Below are 17,018 nucleotides of genomic sequence, written 5' to 3'. Positions count from 1 at the left end.
AATGAGGAAAGCGGCTACCTTGTCAGCAAATGGGAGCAGCATTGCCATGGCCGAAAACACCGTCACCGAGCTGAAGGAAAAGCTCGCCCAGGCGCGTGAAGTGATCGCGCATCTGATCGACAAGGCTGCCTTCAACGGAGCCGAGGCGCATCGCGCGCTCGACTATTTCGGCGGCGATGCCTTCGAGAAGGAATTCCTGCCCTGGCCGCGCCAGGAGGATGAGGGGCTGAGGCCCGACGAACTCAATGCCGCCAACGACGATTGAATTCGGCTTCTGCAGTGACTGGCGCGCCGATCAAGCCTGGTCTGTGGTGTCGACCAGCCATTCCCGGAACGCGGTCATTGCCGGCGTCTCTTCGCGCGATTTCAGCCGCGTCAGCCAATAGTTCCCGGTGTGCACGGCGATGTCGAAGGGTTGCACGATCCGTCCTGTCGCGATGTCGTGGCTGAACATCGCCACCGGAACCAGCGCGACGCCGACCCCGCGTGCTGCCGCCTCCACCAGCGTCAGCGAGGAATCGAACATCCAGCCACGCAGGCTCGGCGCCTCTGTCCCGGCAGCTTTGAACCACAGCTTCCATTCGTCGATCCGGTAGGAGCGCAACAGTTCGGCATTGGCCAGGTCAGCGGGGGTGCCAAGGCGCGGATGCAGCGTCGGCGCACACACGGGTGAGAGCGGAGCATCCATGAGGTGAAAAGCCTCTGTGCCGTGCCAGGCGCCATCGCCGAAGCGGATGAAGAAATCGAGCCCATCGAGCACGATGTCCGAGCGGTTGTTGTTCGTCTTGAGGCGCAGATCGAGATGTGGGTGCTGTTCCTTGAATGCATTGAGCCGCGGCAGCAGCCAGCCGATGGCGAAGGTACCGACCACGCCGACCGTCAGGATTTCACGGTAGTTGCCGTCCTCGAACTGGCTGAGCGTGGCGCTCATGCGCCTGAAGGCATCGGTGAGCACCGGCAACAACGCATGGCCCTCGTCTGTCATTGCGAGCCCGCGCGGCAGCCGCTTGAACAGGGTCACGCCCAGGGCATCCTCGAGCGCCTTGATCTGGTGGCTGATCGCCGTCTGCGTAACGCGCAGCTCGAGCCCGGCCCGGGTGAAGCTGCAATGGCGGGCGGAAGCCTCGAAGGCACGCAGCGCATTGAGTGGCAGTTGTGAAACTTCCATCGCTATGACCAAGTTTTATTCATGGCTGAGCTTAGAATTGATCGTTTGCCTAAGGCAAGTGGCGTCTTCATAGTCGCTTCCGAGAGTCGCGAATGGGAGTTGGCCACGGTTCGCTAGGACCGTCGGCGTTCGTTCCTCTCCCTCAATCAACGCTGATATGGAACACGCGAATGACGATGTCCTTTTCGCGCCGGCAGGCCCTTGCCGGCAGCCTTCTTGCCATCCCAACCCTGGCGGCTCTCGGCTCGGTCGCACGCACCGAGCGCGCCGGAGAAGCCGAAACCAGGCTCGCCGAACTGGAGCGCAAACATCCCGGCCGCTTCTGCGCGACCATCCTCGATCTCGGCAGCGGCAGGCGTGTCCAGCACCGGGCCGACGAACGCATCCTGATGTGCAGCACCTTCAAGGCTTTGGCAGCAGCCCTTGTGCTTGCCCGCGTCGACAAGGGTGAGGAGAAGCTGGATCGCCTCATCAAATATACGAAGAAGGATCTGGTCGAATCCGGCTCGCCGGTGACGGAGAAACATGTCGACGAAGGCATGACGGTTGCGGAGCTATGCGACGCGACCGTGACCCGAAGCGACAACACCGCCGGGAACCTTCTGCTTGCCAGCTTCGGTGGGCCGGCAGCCCTTACCGCTTTCTGTCGGAAGATCGGTGACGTTATCACGCGCCTCGACAGGTTCGAGCCTGAATTGAACTACCACGACAGCCCGGATGATGAGCGCGACACCACCACGGCAAATGCGATGGCCGAAACCCTGCGCAAGCTCCTGTTTACCGATACCCTGTCGGCCGCTTCGCGCTCTCAACTGGCGGCATGGCTGATCACCAACAAGACCGGCGATGCACGGCTGCGTGCAGGCTTGCCCAACGATTGGCTTGTCGGCGACAAAACGGGCACCAATGGCGACGAGCATGGCAATGCCAATGATGTTGGCATTGTCTGGCCGCCGGATCGGGCTCCGCTGATCGTGACGGCCTTCTGCGAGATCCCCAGGATCTCGTCCAAGGAGCGCAATGCGGTCATTGCCGAGATCGGCCACATCGCATCGCAAGTTTGACATCCCCGGCCTATCGAAAGATCCAGGAACATGATCAGAATTCTCAAAATCGGAATCCTTGCAGCCGCATTCCTGCAAGTCACCAATGCCCACGCCGCCGACAGCAAGGGTGCCGAGCACCAGCTGGAGCAACTGGTGAACGAGACGGTCCGGCCGGTGATGAAGGAAAACGGATTGCCTGGCATGGCCGTGGCGATCACGGTCGACGGCAAGCGGTTTTTCTTCGGCTACGGTGTCGCTTCCAAGGAAAGCGGCCGGAAGGTCACGGAAAACACCATCTTCGAAATCGGTTCGGTATCGAAGACCTTTGCCGCAACGCTGGCTGCCTATGCCGTGGAAAGCGGCACGTTTTCGCTGTCTGAAAAGGCGAGCACCTACCTGCCGGCGCTTGACGGCGGTGCCTTGGGCAAGACCGATGTCCTCGATCTCGGCACTTACACAGCGGGTGGCCTGCCGCTGCAGGTCCCGGATGATGTGACCAATCAGGACGGAATGATTGCCTATTTCCGGGCCTGGAAGCCGGAATTTCCGGCGGGCACGCACCGCCGCTACTCCAACCCCAGTATTGGCTTGTTCGGTTATCTGGCGGCAGAAAGCATGGGCAAGCCCTTCGATGTGCTCATGGAGGAAAAACTCCTGCCGGCGCTCGGCCTGTCCAACACCTTCATCCACGTGCCCAAGGCGCGGATGGGCGACTATGCCTATGGCTATTCGAAAGCAGGCAAGCCCGTTCGCGTGACATCAGGCGTTCTGGATTCGCAGGCCTATGGCATCAAGACCACAGCGCCCGATCTGATCCGCTTCGTCGAATCGAACATGAGTGGCGCGGTGTCGGATGAGAAACTGCGCGCCGCCATCGCCGGCACACATCTCGGTTACTACAAGGTCGGCGGCATGACTCAAGGGCTGGGCTGGGAGAGTTATTCCTATCCAACCACTCTCGACAGGCTGCTGACTGGCAATTCGGCGGACATGGCGTTCAAGCCGCAGAAGGCCGAGAAGCTCAATCCGCCAGTGCCGGCGGCAGCCGATGCCTGGCTCAACAAGACCGGTTCGACGAACGGTTTCGGCGCCTATGCCGCGTTCATTCCGGCGAGGAAGGTCGGTATCGCCATCCTGGCGAACAAGAACTATCCGATCCCGGTTCGGATAAAGGCGGCTTATCGTATCCTTTCCGGGATCGAGAAATTGCCTGGCCTGTAAACGACTGCGCAGACGCATTTGCGACTGGACCGGCCGGGTTCGTCTGGCCGGTTCTGTCACTGTCGTCTGGACCATGCCATGGAGTTGCTTCCGACAGGAGCTGTGGCCATCTGTCGGAACAACGGATAGGCGACGAAAGACTGGCGGCGATGACGGACGGCTTCACCATCAGGGCTCTAGAGGCCGGCGATCCGGAGCGGATCGCTGCGACGAACGGCGGCCCGGCATGGAATGCCGAGCCCGTACTTTGGCAAGGCTATCTTGCCGATGCCGCTCAGGGCTGCCGCGTCGTGCTGATTGCGTTCAAAGGCCAGGACGTTGTCGGCTATGGCACGCTGCTGTGGCAGTCTGGCTATCTGCCGTTCAAGGCAGCGGGTATTCCCGAAATCAACAATCTGGTTGTCGCGCAGGCTGCGCGCGGCGGCGGTATTGCCACGGCGATGATCGGTCGCTTCGAACAGCTCGCCGCCTCGGCCGGCAAGCCGACGATCGGCCTGGGCGTCGGCCTCTATGCCGACTATGGTGCGGCCCAGCGCCTCTATGTCAGACTGGGTTACCAACCGGACGGACGCGGCATCACCTATGGCGAAAAGCCGGTGGCTCCCGATCAGTCCGTGCGCGTTGACGACGACCTGATCCTGTGGCTGACGAAATCGCTGTGAGCGGGCCGGACTGTCGACGGACGGTCTCTACTCGAACGCGATCGCCTGCAGCGCACCGCCATTCTTCTTCAGCCAGGCCCTGCAGCGCTCGGTATCAGGGCACAGCGCTTCGCACAGCTTCCAGAATTTAGGGCCGTGGTTCATCTCCTTCAGATGCGCCACCTCATGCGCCACCAGGTAATTTATCACCGGCGGCGGCGCCATCATGATGCGCCAGGAGAAGGACAGGTTGCCGTCCGCGGTGCACGAGCCCCAGCGGCTCGACGTATCCTTGAAGCGGACGCTTTTTGCCTTGCGGCCGATCGCACCGGTATGGCGCAGCACCAGCGCCTCGATATCGCGCTTGGCCTCGCGTTTGAGGAAATCGGCGACTCGGCGCGGCAGGTGCAGCCGATCGCCATGGATGGTCAGCGTCGGGCCGGTTTCGTCGGCGCCGACCACAACGGTACCGCGCTTGCCCGGCTCATGCACGACCAGATGCGGCACGCCGCGCAGCGGGATCTTGATACCCGGCCGCACCTGCGGTCGGTCCGGCACCTTGGCCAGTCTCTGTTCGAGCCAGCCCTGATGGCGGGTGAGGAACCTCTCGACCTCGCCCTGGCGCAGGCCAGGCGGCACCGTGATGCGCAGGCTCTGCCCGCCGGCATCGATCCTCAGCGTCAGGCGCCGGGCGCGCTCGTTCTCCACGATCCTGAGCGGCAGCGTACGCCCGGCCACATGATGCTCACGCTCTTCGGTCGGAGCGGGCCTGGGCTTGGTCAGGTTGCGGAAGAAGGCGAAGGACATAAGAGGAACATAAGCGATTCGGGAAAATCTGTAGTGCCTTTCGCGGCGATGTGATTGCCACGGGGCGATGATGGATAGTTCGGCAGCCCATAAGACAGCGGCGCCGCTTTCAGACGGCGCCGCTGGAACTCATGCTGATCGCATCGATCAGTCGTCGAGCAGGTTCGTGCCCTTGCCCTTGGTTGACTTGCCGGGGGCCGGCTTGGTGGTCGTCGGCGCGGTCGGCTTGTTGCGCTGGGCCATGAAGCGGTCGAACTCTTCCTGGTCCTTGGCGCGGCGCAGCTCGCGGGCATACTCGTCGAACTCGGCCAGCGCCTCATCGAGCTTGCGGCGCTCTTCGGCCAGGCGCTCCAGCTCCTTGTCGCGCCAGTCGTCGAAGGCGACATTGCCGGTGCGGGCAGAGCCATGGCCCCAGCGATGAGCCTTGTCGGCGCTGCGGCGGCAGCCGGCGAAGATGCCATCCGTGGCCTTGTTGACGTCGCGCTTGAAGCCGTCGAGCCGGTCGCCCCAGATGATGTAGGCGAGCATGGCGAGGCCCAGCGGCCAGAACACCACGAAGCCAAGAACCATCAGCGCGATGGTTGCCGGCGTCCAGGCCGGGCGGATCAATGCAGTCGTGTTCATTTCTCCCGTTCCTTTGGTTGGAGGCAGCCAAAGCGCGGCTGCTTCCGATCGAAGTGGGAACAGCGGGCGCCTTGTTCAAGACAAAACGCCTGGGGAACCGGGCAACCGGCTGTAAAGCCTAACGATTTTTTGCGTGATCGAGCAGGACCACGATCATGCCGGCGACAAGACCCCAGAACGCGGCGCCAACGCCGAACAGGGTGAGACCCGAGGCGGTGACGGCAAAAGCCGTCGTGGCGGCCATGCGTTCATGCTCGTCCTTGAGCGAGATGGTCAGCGCATTGGTGAGCGGCCCCATCAGGGCGAGGCCCGCGACCAGCACGATCAGGCTCTGCGGCAGCACCGCGAAGATCGCCACCAGCGAGGCGCCGAAGATCGCGAAGACAACATAGGCGAGCGCATAGAAAGGCCCGGTCTTCCAGCGCTCGGCAGGGTCCGGATGCACGTCCGGTCCGGTGCAGATCGCTGCCGAGATCGCGGCAAGATTGGAGGTCGAGGCGCCGAACGGCGCGAGCAGAACGGAAACCAGCCCGGTGAAACCGATCAACGGGCCCGGTTCGGGGTGGTAGCCGGCTGCCCGCAGCACGGCGAGACCCGACAGGTTCTGCGAGGCCATGGTGACGAGATAGAGCGGCAATGCCAGCCCGATCGCCGCCTTGGCGGTGAAGACGGGTGCGATCAGCGTCAGCGTCGAAAGTTCGGGTGTCGGCAGGCTGCCGACACGGCCGGTCGCAAAGGCGGCGAACCCGCCACCGATCAGAACCGCGAGCACGGACAGCGAGGGGTTCCACAGCCTGATCAGGAAGAAGGCCGCGATCAGCGGCAGCACCAGCCAGGGGTCGACGGGAACGGTCCTGACGGCATTGAGCGCGAAGGTGACAAGGATGCCGGCCAGCATGCCGGATGCCACCGAGGCGGGGATTTTCGAGATCAGCCGGGTCAGCGGCTTGAGCAGGCCGGTCAGCACAAGGAGCACGCCGGCGATCAGGAAGGCGCCGACGGCTTCCCCGATCGAAAAGCCGCTCGATGCCGCAATCAGTGCCGCTCCCGGTGTCGACCATGCGCTGATGATCGGCATCTTGGTGCGCCAGGACAGCCATGCAGTCTCGACCGCCATCGAAATGCACAGCGCGGTGACCCAGCTCGCCGTCTGCAACTGCGTGGCGCCGACGGCATTGGCGGCCGCGATGATGATGGCAAGCGTTCCGCCGAAGCCGACGATCGCCGCGACGAAAGCGGATATCGGGATGGAAATGCGCATCAGCGGATCCGCTCGATCAGCGTTTCCACGGCGCGGACCAGCAGTTCCAGATCCTGGGGCCGCGACAGGCGGTGGTCGCCTTCCGGCACCAGCGACAGCGTGACGTCGTCGGCGGGCAGATGGCTGACCAGCTTCAAGGCATGGGTGTGCGGCACATCCGGATCGGCCAGGCCTTGGATCACGTGAACCGGGCAATGCGTGTCGATAGGGCCGGTCATCACGAGGTTGTCGCGGCCGTCCTCGATCAGCGCGCGCGTGTAGACATAAGGCTGGTCCGAATATTCGGAAGGCTCGGCGAAGAAGCCTTTTTCGGCGAGGTCGCGGCGCTGCGTGTCGGTCAGCGTCGGTTCGATCAGCTCGGCGGTGAAATCGGGTGCCGGCGCCAGAAGTACCAGTCCGGCGACACGGTCGTCGCCCGCCTTGCGCAGTTCCTGCGCCATGCGCAAGGCGATCCACGCGCCCATCGACGAGCCGACCAGGATCTGCTTGCCTTTGGCGTGCTGACGAAAGACCGCGAGGCTTTGGGCAAGCCAGGTCGAGATGGTGCCTTCGTTGAAGTCGCCACCGGATTCGCCGTGGCCGGAATAGTCATGCCGCAAAAAGGCGTGGCGGCTCCTGTCGGCCCAGTCGGCCAGCGTCTCGGCCTTGGTGCCGAGCATGTCGGACTTGTAGCCGCCGAGCCAGATCACGCCCGGTGCTTTGCCGGGCTGTTGGCGGACGGCGATGGAAATGCCGTCGACATCAAGGAATTCGGGAGCGGTCGGTTGCATGGCGCGGTTCCAAGCGCATCGTGCCTGCCAGGCCGATGCGCAGCTTCAAAATGTCAGAACCCGCGTCCCAATAATGACGTGCAGTGTTCTGGGGTCGCGCTTCTTGACATGGCCGAGGCGCAGCGAAAAGACCGCTGTTCAGTTCTTTGCTTGGTTCAGAAAGCAACAGTAGGACTAAATTGCCTGAACAGGTGATTTGTTGTCGCGCCTGTGCTATTGACTCGCGCCGCGCGGTCACCACATTGACGCGCCAAAGCAAAATTTGAACTGAATCCCAGAACGCCAACGGCTCGAGGAGACCACGACAATTCGCAGACCTTTCAAAGCAGCGGCGCCCACGAAGGATGGCCCGCGCGCAAACCGGGATATCCGCGTCCCCCGCGTCCAGCTTATCGACGCAGAAGGCAAGAACCGCGGTGACGTTTCCATCAACGAAGCACTGCAGCTGGCTGAGGAAGCCGGGCTGGATCTGGTCGAGATCTCGCCCAACGCCGTCCCGCCGGTCACCAAGATTCTCGACCTCGGCAAGCTGAAATACGCCAACCAGAAAAAGGCTGCCGAGGCTCGCAAGAACCAGCGCGTCATCGAGATCAAGGAGATCAAGATGCGCCCCAACATCGACAGCCACGACTACGACGTGAAGATGCGCGCCGTGCGCCGCTTCTTCGAGGAAGGCGACAAGGTCAAGCTGACGCTGCGTTTCCGTGGCCGCGAGATGGCGCACATGGAACTCGGCATGCAGCTTCTCAACAAGGTGCGCGAGGAAGTCGCCACCATCGCCAAGGTCGAGGCCGAGCCGAAGCTTGAGGGCCGCCAGATGATGATGGTGCTGGCGCCGCGTTGACCGTGGCGCCTGCCCAGTGCGTTTTTGATCAAGGCGTCCCGTCTCCGGCGGGGCGCCTTTTTCCTGCCTCAACTCGGTGATTTGTCGCCTGGGACTGCGGCACTGAGCGGACTTCTGAACATGGACAACAAAATCGTGGAGACGGATGCCCGGCGCGCGCTTGGCGCCTACCAGTCTCTCAGGCGCCTGGTGCTTGCCTTCGTCATCGTTGCGATGTTTGCGGCGCTGCTGTTCGGAGAGGCCATCTATCCGCCCGAGAGCTTCATCCACGAAACCGTGGAGATGGTCGGCGTCCTGATGATGTTTCTCGGCATCGTCGGGCGCCTGTGGTCGACGCTTTATATCGGCGGGCGCAAATCGCATGAGGTGGTTACGGGCGGCCCGTATTCGATCACCCGCAATCCGCTTTATGTCTTCTCGACGCTTGCCGCCGCCGGCGTCGGCGCGCAGATGGGTTCGCTTGTCGCGACTGCGGGTTTTGCCCTGCTCTGCGCCGGCGCGTTCCATATCGTGATCCTGCGCGAGGAGCGGTTCCTGACGGATGAACTTGGGGCGCCCTACAAGGCCTATCTCGCCCGCGTGCCGCGCTTCATTCCCAACCTCTCGCTCTACCAGGAAGGCGATACCGGCTCCTTCCGGCCGCGCCTCCTGCTCAACACCTTGCTCGACGGCCTGGTCTTCCTGGCGGCCATGCCGATCTTCGAGCTGATCGAAAACGCTCAAGGGTCCGGCGCGCTGCCGGTTCTTTTCCGGTTGCCCTGACTGCCACGATTCCTCCGCAAACAGACCGGGTAAATTCCACAAACAGGCCCGACAAATTCCGCAAACGGGTCCAATAACAACGCGATCGCAGTTCTGCGGTCGGGTTCTTCCCATGCCCACTACCCCATCATCCGAGGCGCTCGAGGCATTGGGGCGCTATCAGCGGCGACGGCGCGGCGGTCTCGCCGTCCTGATCGTCATCTTCTTCGGGCTCCTCGTCTTCAGCGGCTCGTTGCATGACGAACTCACGCATGAACGGATAGAGTCGACAGGCCTTGCCTTGATCCTGGTGGGCATCGGCGGCCGGCTCTGGTCGATCCTCTACATCGGCGGGCGAAAGTCGGCGGAGCTGATTTCGACCGGCCCTTATTCGGTGATGCGCAACCCGCTGTATTTCTTTTCCACGATCGCGGCCGCAGGCATCGGCGCGCAGACCGGCAGCGCGGTGGTGACGATCGCCTCCGCTCTGCTTTGCGCGGTCGCGTTTCATATCGTTACCTTGCGGGAAGAGCGTTATCTGAAGTCCGTGCTCGGCGCGCCTTACGAGGATTATCTGCGGCGCGTACCGCGCTTCCTGCCGAATCCGTTTCTTTACCGGGATCAGACCGAAGTGACGTTCACCACGCGCATCTTCAATCTCACCTTGCGCGACGGGCTGATGTTCCTGGCTGCCATCCCCTTCTTCGAATTGATCGAGGAAGGTCAGGAGAACGGGCTGGTCCCGATCCTGTTCTGGCTGTATTGATGCTGGAGCGTCGGCGGGGATTGCGCGGCCGGCGTCTTTGCAGTATAGGGCCGCGTTCCAGAAAAACCGCCCGGCAGGGCATGCCGTGGCGGTTTCATTTGCTTTCCAGGCTTTGGTCGGCCCGGAAACAACAACAAGAGGTGCTTCAAGCCCTCGCATAGGAGTAGCAAAATGCCCAAGATGAAGACCAAGTCCGCCGCTAAAAAGCGGTTCAAGATCACTGCGACCGGTAAGGTCCTGTCGGCTGCGGCCGGCAAGCGTCACGGCATGATCAAGCGCAGCAACAAGTTCATTCGCGATGCCCGCGGCACGATGGTTCTGGCTGAACCGGATGGCAAGAAGGTCATCAAGAACTTCCTTCCGAACGGCCTCTGAGCCGGCTGCGCCCCAATTTAAGGAGATCATGACATGGCACGCGTAAAGAGAGGCGTTACCGCCCACGCCAAGCACAAGAAGGTCCTGAAAGCCGCCAAGGGTTTCTACGGCCGTCGCAAGAACACCATCCGCATCGCCAAGCAGGCGGTCGAGAAGTCACTGCAGTACGCCTATCGCGACCGCAAGGCGCGCAAGCGTAACTTCCGCGCGCTCTGGGTACAGCGCATCAACGCCGCTGTCCGCGAGCACGGCCTGACCTATGGCCGCTTCATCGACGGTCTCAACAAGGCCGGCATCGAGATCGACCGCAAGGTCCTGTCCGACATGGCTATCCACGAGCCGCAGGCTTTCGCCGCGCTCGTCGGCAAGGCCAAGGTCGCGCTCGAATACCTGAAGAACACCACCCCGAATGCTTTTGAAAGCGCTGTCGCTTAAAGACCAGCGTCTTCCCAAGCTTTTCGAAATCTGATTTGGGAAACCCGCGCTGGCACGGCTGGCGCGGGTTTTTCTTCATTCGCGCTCGAAACAACAATGGCTATCAGGCAGTCGCTGCCGCGTAGTCCCGATCGAAAGAGTTTTATCGTGAACGCCAACGCTGGAAATCTCGAAGTCCTGGAGAGCGCGCTGCTTGCCGATATCGCGGCTTCTGCCGATGAGCAGGCCATCGAGGCTGTGCGCATCGCTGCTCTCGGCAAGAAGGGCTCCGTCTCGGAGTTGTTGAAGACGCTGGGCGCAATGACCGCCGAGGAGCGCCAGGTCCAAGGCCCTGCGATCAACGGGCTGAAGAACCGCGTCACCGAGGCGCTGGCTGCCCGCAAGGCCGAGCTGAAGAATGTCGCCGTTGCCGCCCGCCTTGTCGCCGAGACGGTCGACGTCACGCTGCCGGTGCGCCAGTCGCCGGCCGAGCGCGGCCGCATCCACCCGATCAGCCAGGTCGTCGACGAGATCGCCGCTATCTTCGGCGACATGGGCTTCGCGATCGCCGAAGGCCCGGATATCGAGACCGACCACTACAACTTCACCGCGCTCAACTTCCCCGTCGGCCATCCGGCGCGCGAGATGCACGACACGTTTTTCCTGCAGGCGGCCGAGGGCAACGAGGCCAGGCTGCTGCGCACCCACACCTCTCCGGTGCAGATCCGCACCATGGAGGTGCAGAAGCCGCCGATCCGCATCGTCATCCCGGGCAAGACCTACCGCATGGATTCGGACGCGACCCATACGCCGATGTTCCATCAGCTCGAGGGGCTGGTCATCGACCGCACGGCCAACGTCGCCAACATGCGCTGGGTGCTGGAAGAATTCTGCAAGGCCTTCTTCGAGGTTCCGAGCCTGAAGATGCGCTTCCGCCCGTCCTTCTTCCCGTTCACGGAACCGAGCCTGGAAGTCGACATCCAGTGCGACCGCTCGCGTCCGGGCGAAGTGCGCTTCGGCGAAGGCAACGACTGGATGGAGATCCTCGGCTGCGGCATGGTGCATCCCAATGTGCTGCGCGCCGGTGGGCTCGATCCCGACGAATACCAGGGCTTCGCCTGGGGCATGGGCATCGACCGCATCGCCATGCTGAAATACGGCATGCCGGACCTGCGCGCCTTCTTCGACGCCGATGTGCGCTGGCTGTCGCATTACGGCTTCCGCCCGCTCGACATGCCGACGCTGTTCGGCGGCCTCAGCACATGAATGCCGTTGCCGATCCCTATGCCAAGGCCGTGACCTTCACCTTCGGTGACAGTCCGGAACTGGCGGACGAACTGCTGGCGCTGGTGCTGGCAGGCCGCAAGACCGCGACCTGCGGCGCGTTGCGCGACTTCGGCGATCACGAGCCGGTGCCGGCGGTTGGACGGCGCGACGTCGTGCTCGATGGCCAGGGCCGCCGTGCAGCGGTCATCGAGACGATGGCTGTGGAGATGAAGCGCTTCGACGAGGTCGACGCCGCCTTTGCGCGCGAAGAGGGCGAAGGCGACCTGTCTTATGAATACTGGCGTGAGGCACATGAAGCCTATTTCGCCCGCAATGGCGGCTATTCGCCCGAGATGATTCTGGTTTGTGAGCGGTTCCGGCTGGTGGAAGTGCTCGACCGCAACGATACGAAACGAGTGAACCCATGAAATTCACCCTCTCCTGGCTCAAGGATCATCTGGAAACCGATGCCACGCTGGACGAGATCGTCGAGCGTCTGACCTCGATCGGCCTCGAGGTCGAGTCGGTCGACGACAAGGCGGCGCTGAAGCCCTTCGTCATCGCCAAGGTGCTGACGGCTGCCAAGCATCCGGACGCCGACAAGCTGCAGGTGTTGAGCGTCGACATCGGCTCCGGCGCACCGGTGCAGGTCGTCTGCGGTGCGCCGAACGCGCGCGCCGGCCTGGTCGGCGCCTTCGCGGCGCCCGGCGCCTATGTGCCCGGCATCGACGTCACGCTTTCGGTCGGCAAGATCCGCGGCGTCGAGAGCCATGGCATGATGTGCTCCGAGCGCGAGCTCGAACTGTCGGACGAGCACAATGGCATCATCGACCTGCCGCAGGATGCGCCGGTCGGCACATCCTTCGCTGCCTATGCCCATCTCGACGATCCGGTCATCGAGATCAACCTGACGCCGAACCATCCGGAAGCCACTGGCGTCTACGGCATCGCGCGCGATCTCGCCGCATCGGGCCTCGGCAAGCTGAAGACCGCGCCGGTCGAGCCGGTCGCGGGCAAGGGCGCCACGCCGGTCAAGGTCAGGATCGAGGCGCCGGATCTCTGCCGCGTCTTCGCGCTCAGGCTGGTACGCAACGTCAAGAACGGCCCGTCGCCGAAATGGCTGCAGCAGCGGCTGATGGCGATCGGGCTCAGGCCGATCAACGCCCTGGTCGACATGACCAACTACATCACCTTCGACCGTGGCCGGCCGCTGCACGTGTTCGATGCCGCAAAGGTCGCGGGCAACCTGGTGGTCCGGCGCGGCAAGGAAGGCGAAAGCGTGCTGGCGCTCGACGGCCGCACCTATTCGGTGACGCCGGACATGTGCGTCATCGCCGACGACAACGGCGTCGAATCCATCGCCGGCGTGATGGGCGGCGAACATTCGGGCTGCGACGAGAACACCACCGATGTGCTGATCGAGGCAGCCGTCTGGGAGCCGCTGACCGTGGCGCGCACCGGCCGCACGCTCGGCATCATCACCGACGCGCGCTATCGCAACGAGCGCGGCATCGATCCGGTCTTCAACAGCCCGGGCATCGAGCTCGCCACGCGCATGGTCATGGACCTCTGCGGCGGTGAGCCGGCCGAGGTCGAAGTGTCCGGCGAGACCGGCTTCACGCCGAAGGTGGTTTCCTTCCCGGTGTCGGAGGTGAAGCGCCTGACCGGCATCGAGGTGCCGAAGGCGGAGAGCCTCGATATCCTGACCCGCCTCGGCTTTACCGTGAAAGGCGATGGCGACGTGGTCGAGGTCGCGGTGCCGTCCTGGCGCCCGGACGTCGACGGCAAGGCCGACCTGGTCGAAGAGGTGATGCGCATCCACGGCGTCGACGAGATCCGGCCACAGCCGCTGTCCAGCCACGGCGTCGTCAACGGCAAGATCCTGACCACGCTGCAGATCCGCACCCGCGCCGCCAAGCGCGCGCTGGCGGTGCGCGGCATGATGGAAGCGGTGACCTGGTCGTTCATCCCGGCCAAGCACGCCGAGTTGTTCGGCGGTGGCCAGAAGCATCTGAAGCTGGCGAACCCGATCGCCGCCGACATGTCCGACATGCGGCCGTCGCTGCTGCCTGGCCTCGTCGCCGCGGCACAGCGCAACGCCGATCGCGGTTTCAGTGATGTCGCCTTGTTCGAGGTTTCCGGCACCTATGAAGGCGATACGCCGGAAACACAGCGTCGTGTCGCCGCCGGCGTGCGTCGTGGCACCGCGAAGCTCGACGGTTCCGGCCGTCACTGGGCCGGCAATGCGCAAGGGGTCGGCGTGTTCGATGCCAAGGCCGACGCCATCGCCGTGCTGGAAGCCTGCGGTGCGCCGGTCGACCGGCTGCAGATCGAGACGGGTGCGCCGTCCTGGTACCACCCGGGCCGTTCCGGCGTCATCAAGCTCGGCCCCAAGGTCGTGCTTGGTCATTTCGGCGAGTTCCACCCGACCGCGCTGGAGGTGCTCGACGCTTCCGGCCCGCTCTGCGGCTTCGAGGTGTTCGTCGACGCCATCCCAGAGCCGAAGGCCAAGCCGACCCGCACCAAGCCGAAGCTTGAGCTTTCAACGTTCCAGGCTGTGAAGCGCGACTTCGCCTTTGTCGTCGACAAGACGGTCGAGGCCGGTACGCTGACGCGCGCCGCCCTTGCCGCCGACAAGAAGCTGATCACCGGCGTTTCCGTTTTCGACGTGTTCGAAGGGGCAGCGCTAGGGAGCGGCAAGAAGTCGATCGCCATCGAGATCTCGATCCAGCCGGTGGAAAAGACGCTGACCGACGAGGATTTCGAAGCGCTCGCCAAGCGCGTGGTCGAAAACGTCGCCAAGCAGACCGGCGGCGTGCTGCGGACCTGACAGGTCCTGTTCCAAGGGAGAAAAACGATGCCGGCGATCCGTACCACACGTCTTCCCGCCGGCGTCGACGTTCCGGTGCTCGGCCAGGGCACCTGGTACATGGGCGAGGACAGGCGCCGCGCTGCCGATGAAGTGGCGGCGCTGCGGCTTGGCCTCGATCTCGGCATGACGCTGATCGACACCGCCGAGATGTATGCCTCGGGTGGCGCCGAGGAGGTGGTGCGCGAGGCGATTGCCGGGCGCCGCGACGAGGTCTTCCTTGTCTCAAAGGTCTTGCCGTCGAATGCCTCGCGCCAGCGCACCATCGCAGCCTGCGAGACCAGCCTGAAGCGGCTGGGCACGGACCATATCGACCTCTACCTGCTGCATTGGCGTGGTGGCGTGCCTCTGGCAGAGACGGTCCAGGCCTTCGAGACCCTTCAGGCTGCCGGCAAGATCGGCCATTGGGGCGTCAGCAATTTCGATGTCGACGACATGCGGGAACTGGCAGGCGTATCCGGTGGCGGCGCCGTGCAGACCAACCAGGTGCTCTACAATCTGGAAAGCCGCGGCATCGAATTCGATCTTCTGCCGGCCTCGCAGCGGGCGAGCATCCCGGTGATGGCCTATTCGCCGATCGGGCAGGGCGGGTTCGCCGGCGACGACAGGCTTGCCGCGATCGCCGGGCGTCACGGTGTCAGCACCACGCAGGTGGCGCTGGCCTGGGTGCTGCGCCACAAGGGCGTCATCGCCATTCCCAAAGCCGTCAAGCCGGAGCATGTTCGCGCCAATCGCGCGGCCGCCGATCTCGTCCTGACGGAGGCGGATCTCGCCGAACTCGACGCGGTCTTTCCACCGCCGCGCCGCAAGGTGCCGCTGGAAATGATCTGAAGGCGAAAGTTCGCGGCTCGCTTCGACCGATTTCGGCATATCCGCCCTTGCAAAGCAGCCGTCCGCCTCCCACATCCCATGCGCGGGCCGGGCCCCTCTGACGTTCGTGCAAGACACGACGTGATGTCGGACCGCTGAATTGGGCCCGCTTTTCAAAAAAACTCACCGGAGCGGGTTGTGGGAGAAGGACCCGATGATCTCTGGCAAGACACGTTCATTCGCATTGTTGGCCACGCTTCTGATGGCGTTCACACTGGTGTCGACCGATTTCGCCGACGCCCGGCGTGGCGGCAGCTTCGGCAGCCGCGGCACACGCACATTCCAGTCGGCGCCGCCGACGCGCACCGCGCCGAACACGACCGCCCCGGTCGAGCGCTCGATGACGCCGAACACCGGACCGACCGCGACCACGCGGCAGCAGCAGCCTGGCATGGCGCAGCAGCGTCCGGGCCTGTTCAGCGGTCTGGGCGGCGGCCTGATGCGCGGCATCCTGATCGGTGGCCTGTTGGGCGTGCTGTTCGGTTACGGCTTCGGCGGCATGGCCGGCGCGCTCGGCTTCATCGTGCAGCTTCTGCTGGTCGGCCTCGTCGTCATGCTGGCGCTGCGCTTCTTCCGTTCGCGCCAAACACCGGCAACCGCCACGGCGAGTGGACCTGCCGCCGGCGGCCCTGACAGCCGCGAGATGTTCGGACGCATGGCCAACCGTGATGCTGCCGAGGACGAGCGTCCTGCCGGCAATGGCCGCGCGGGCTCGTTCTCCATCCCTGGCTTCGGAACCCAGTCGGCCCCGGCCTCGCAGGACATCGAACTGGAAAAGGATGATCTCGACAGGTTCGAGCGCATGCTGGACGAAGTCCAGACCGCCTTCGCCAAGGAAGACCATGCCGGCCTGCGTCGCCTGACGACGCCCGAAATGGTGTCCTACTTCTCGGAAGAGCTGGCAGAAAATGCCCAGAACGGTGTCCGCAACGACGTTGCCGACGTACATCTGGTGCAGGCCGACATCGCCGAAGCCTGGCGCGAGGACAACCAGGATTACGCCACCGCGGCCTTCCGCTACGAGTCGGTCGACGTGATGCGCGACCGCAAGACCGGCAAGATCGTTGAGGGGGACGAGGAACTCACCGAGACGACCGAGCTGTGGACCTTCACCCGTCCGCGCGGCGGCGACTGGAAGCTGTCGGCGATCCAGGAAGCGACTGCTTAATCTTTGGAGCAATCCCGGGAAAAGTGTTGGGGGGGGGGGGGGGGGGGGAGGGGGGGGGGGGGGGGAGGTGGGGGGGGGGGGGGGGGATGGGGGGGAATCAGGGGAAGCAGTAATGGCAGTAATGCGCGGGATGGGTACCAGCGGCACCCAGGATCTTGACGCAATGA

19 protein-coding genes are annotated in these 17,018 nt (G+C 63.7%); 14 read left to right on the top strand and 5 right to left on the bottom strand.

Translation table 11 applies throughout. The annotated features are described in order from the left end of the window. Nucleotides 1–46: 46 nt before the first annotated feature. Nucleotides 47–265 (top strand): hypothetical protein, encoded by a 219-nt coding sequence (locus tag ACFWXH_RS15295; protein ID WP_054312582.1) that lies wholly within the window; start codon nt 47–49, stop codon nt 263–265. A gap of 30 nt (nt 266–295) precedes the next feature. Here the strand turns inward: ACFWXH_RS15295 and ACFWXH_RS15290 are convergent, their stop codons facing one another. Next, the gene (locus tag ACFWXH_RS15290; RefSeq protein WP_379121586.1) at nt 296–1,168 is read right to left on the bottom strand and encodes a LysR family transcriptional regulator; all 873 of its coding nucleotides are present in this window, start codon (nt 1,166–1,168) and stop codon (nt 296–298) included. A 170-nt stretch (nt 1,169–1,338) separates the two neighbouring features. On the opposite strand from ACFWXH_RS15290, the gene bla reads away from it, so the two are divergent. The 3 genes from bla (at nt 1,339) to ACFWXH_RS15275 (ending at nt 4,097) form a co-directional block, all read left to right on the top strand. Then, nucleotides 1,339–2,232, top strand: a complete 894-nt coding sequence (gene bla, locus ACFWXH_RS15285) for a class A beta-lactamase (RefSeq protein WP_379121584.1) — start codon at nt 1,339–1,341, stop codon at nt 2,230–2,232. 30 nt (nt 2,233–2,262) lie between these two features. Then, nucleotides 2,263–3,435 carry a class C beta-lactamase gene (gene ampC, locus ACFWXH_RS15280; RefSeq protein WP_379121582.1) on the top strand — a complete coding sequence of 391 codons (1,173 nt, stop codon included), beginning with the start codon at nt 2,263–2,265 and terminating at the stop codon, nt 3,433–3,435. 149 nt (nt 3,436–3,584) lie between these two features. Continuing rightward, entirely contained in the window at nt 3,585–4,097 is a 513-nt protein-coding gene (locus ACFWXH_RS15275; protein WP_379121580.1) for a GNAT family N-acetyltransferase, read from the top strand. A 27-nt stretch (nt 4,098–4,124) separates the two neighbouring features. Here the strand turns inward: ACFWXH_RS15275 and ACFWXH_RS15270 are convergent, their stop codons facing one another. The 4 genes from ACFWXH_RS15270 to ACFWXH_RS15255 all read right to left on the bottom strand — a co-directional run bounded on the left by ACFWXH_RS15270 (nt 4,125) and on the right by ACFWXH_RS15255 (nt 7,538). Continuing rightward, complete coding sequence (locus tag ACFWXH_RS15270) at nt 4,125–4,883, bottom strand: M48 family metallopeptidase (protein ID WP_379121578.1); 759 nt, start codon at nt 4,881–4,883, stop codon at nt 4,125–4,127. 147 nt (nt 4,884–5,030) lie between these two features. Then, the gene (locus ACFWXH_RS15265; protein ID WP_054312577.1) at nt 5,031–5,507 is read right to left on the bottom strand and encodes a DUF2852 domain-containing protein; all 477 of its coding nucleotides are present in this window, start codon (nt 5,505–5,507) and stop codon (nt 5,031–5,033) included. Between the two features lie 118 nt (nt 5,508–5,625). Then, a complete protein-coding gene (locus ACFWXH_RS15260; protein WP_379121576.1) occupies nt 5,626–6,768 on the bottom strand; it encodes a benzoate/H(+) symporter BenE family transporter in 1,143 nt (380 codons plus the stop codon). After that, a complete protein-coding gene (locus ACFWXH_RS15255; RefSeq protein WP_379121574.1) occupies nt 6,768–7,538 on the bottom strand; it encodes an alpha/beta hydrolase in 771 nt (256 codons plus the stop codon). The genes ACFWXH_RS15260 and ACFWXH_RS15255 overlap by 1 nt, the downstream gene beginning before the upstream one ends. A gap of 307 nt (nt 7,539–7,845) precedes the next feature. Between ACFWXH_RS15255 and infC the strand changes: the two genes are divergently transcribed. The 10 genes from infC to ACFWXH_RS15205 all read left to right on the top strand — a co-directional run bounded on the left by infC (nt 7,846) and on the right by ACFWXH_RS15205 (nt 16,851). Beyond that, entirely contained in the window at nt 7,846–8,382 is a 537-nt protein-coding gene (gene infC, locus ACFWXH_RS15250; protein ID WP_082407524.1) for a translation initiation factor IF-3, read from the top strand. Between the two features lie 120 nt (nt 8,383–8,502). Continuing rightward, nucleotides 8,503–9,144: a methyltransferase family protein gene (locus ACFWXH_RS15245; RefSeq protein WP_379121572.1), complete on the top strand. Its 642-nt coding sequence runs from the start codon at nt 8,503–8,505 to the stop codon at nt 9,142–9,144. A gap of 112 nt (nt 9,145–9,256) precedes the next feature. Next, complete coding sequence (locus ACFWXH_RS15240; RefSeq protein WP_379121570.1) at nt 9,257–9,889, top strand: methyltransferase family protein; 633 nt, start codon at nt 9,257–9,259, stop codon at nt 9,887–9,889. 171 nt (nt 9,890–10,060) lie between these two features. Continuing rightward, on the top strand, nt 10,061–10,264 hold the full coding sequence (gene rpmI, locus ACFWXH_RS15235; protein WP_027166935.1) for a 50S ribosomal protein L35: 204 nt from the start codon (nt 10,061–10,063) through the stop codon (nt 10,262–10,264). Between the two features lie 33 nt (nt 10,265–10,297). Continuing rightward, nucleotides 10,298–10,699 (top strand): 50S ribosomal protein L20, encoded by a 402-nt coding sequence (gene rplT / locus ACFWXH_RS15230; RefSeq protein ID WP_379121568.1) that lies wholly within the window; start codon nt 10,298–10,300, stop codon nt 10,697–10,699. Nucleotides 10,700–10,846: 147 nt separating this feature from the next. Continuing rightward, entirely contained in the window at nt 10,847–11,944 is a 1,098-nt protein-coding gene (pheS, locus tag ACFWXH_RS15225; protein ID WP_379121566.1) for a phenylalanine--tRNA ligase subunit alpha, read from the top strand. After that, entirely contained in the window at nt 11,941–12,372 is a 432-nt protein-coding gene (locus ACFWXH_RS15220; RefSeq protein ID WP_379121564.1) for an ASCH domain-containing protein, read from the top strand. The genes pheS and ACFWXH_RS15220 overlap by 4 nt, the downstream gene beginning before the upstream one ends. After that, entirely contained in the window at nt 12,369–14,774 is a 2,406-nt protein-coding gene (gene pheT / locus ACFWXH_RS15215; protein WP_379121562.1) for a phenylalanine--tRNA ligase subunit beta, read from the top strand. Before ACFWXH_RS15220 ends, pheT begins: the two co-directional genes overlap by 4 nt. A 27-nt stretch (nt 14,775–14,801) precedes the next feature. Next, nucleotides 14,802–15,644: an aldo/keto reductase gene (locus ACFWXH_RS15210; RefSeq protein ID WP_379121560.1), complete on the top strand. Its 843-nt coding sequence runs from the start codon at nt 14,802–14,804 to the stop codon at nt 15,642–15,644. A gap of 193 nt (nt 15,645–15,837) precedes the next feature. Further along, a complete protein-coding gene (locus ACFWXH_RS15205) occupies nt 15,838–16,851 on the top strand; it encodes a Tim44 domain-containing protein (protein WP_379121558.1) in 1,014 nt (337 codons plus the stop codon). Nucleotides 16,852–17,018 lie beyond the last annotated feature (167 nt).

This window comes from Mesorhizobium sp. NPDC059054, assembly GCF_042739215.1.
Classification (GTDB): Bacteria; Pseudomonadota; Alphaproteobacteria; order Rhizobiales; family Rhizobiaceae; genus Mesorhizobium.
The sequence above is the reverse complement of the archived record's forward strand: the minus strand, read 5'-3'. Positions and strand labels throughout refer to the sequence as shown.

Coding starts and splice junctions, on each gene's coding strand:
- ACFWXH_RS15295 (WP_054312582.1), top strand. CDS start 47: ATGGCCGAAAACACCGTCACCGAGCTGAAGGAAAAGCTCGCCCAGGCG.
- ACFWXH_RS15290 (WP_379121586.1), bottom strand. CDS start 1,168: ATGGAAGTTTCACAACTGCCACTCAATGCGCTGCGTGCCTTCGAGGCT.
- bla (WP_379121584.1), top strand. CDS start 1,339: ATGACGATGTCCTTTTCGCGCCGGCAGGCCCTTGCCGGCAGCCTTCTT.
- ampC (WP_379121582.1), top strand. CDS start 2,263: ATGATCAGAATTCTCAAAATCGGAATCCTTGCAGCCGCATTCCTGCAA.
- ACFWXH_RS15275 (WP_379121580.1), top strand. CDS start 3,585: ATGACGGACGGCTTCACCATCAGGGCTCTAGAGGCCGGCGATCCGGAG.
- ACFWXH_RS15270 (WP_379121578.1), bottom strand. CDS start 4,883: ATGTCCTTCGCCTTCTTCCGCAACCTGACCAAGCCCAGGCCCGCTCCG.
- ACFWXH_RS15265 (WP_054312577.1), bottom strand. CDS start 5,507: ATGAACACGACTGCATTGATCCGCCCGGCCTGGACGCCGGCAACCATC.
- ACFWXH_RS15260 (WP_379121576.1), bottom strand. CDS start 6,768: ATGCGCATTTCCATCCCGATATCCGCTTTCGTCGCGGCGATCGTCGGC.
- ACFWXH_RS15255 (WP_379121574.1), bottom strand. CDS start 7,538: ATGCAACCGACCGCTCCCGAATTCCTTGATGTCGACGGCATTTCCATC.
- ACFWXH_RS15245 (WP_379121572.1), top strand. CDS start 8,503: ATGGACAACAAAATCGTGGAGACGGATGCCCGGCGCGCGCTTGGCGCC.
- ACFWXH_RS15240 (WP_379121570.1), top strand. CDS start 9,257: ATGCCCACTACCCCATCATCCGAGGCGCTCGAGGCATTGGGGCGCTAT.
- rpmI (WP_027166935.1), top strand. CDS start 10,061: ATGCCCAAGATGAAGACCAAGTCCGCCGCTAAAAAGCGGTTCAAGATC.
- rplT (WP_379121568.1), top strand. CDS start 10,298: ATGGCACGCGTAAAGAGAGGCGTTACCGCCCACGCCAAGCACAAGAAG.
- ACFWXH_RS15220 (WP_379121564.1), top strand. CDS start 11,941: ATGAATGCCGTTGCCGATCCCTATGCCAAGGCCGTGACCTTCACCTTC.
- pheT (WP_379121562.1), top strand. CDS start 12,369: ATGAAATTCACCCTCTCCTGGCTCAAGGATCATCTGGAAACCGATGCC.
- ACFWXH_RS15210 (WP_379121560.1), top strand. CDS start 14,802: ATGCCGGCGATCCGTACCACACGTCTTCCCGCCGGCGTCGACGTTCCG.
- ACFWXH_RS15205 (WP_379121558.1), top strand. CDS start 15,838: ATGATCTCTGGCAAGACACGTTCATTCGCATTGTTGGCCACGCTTCTG.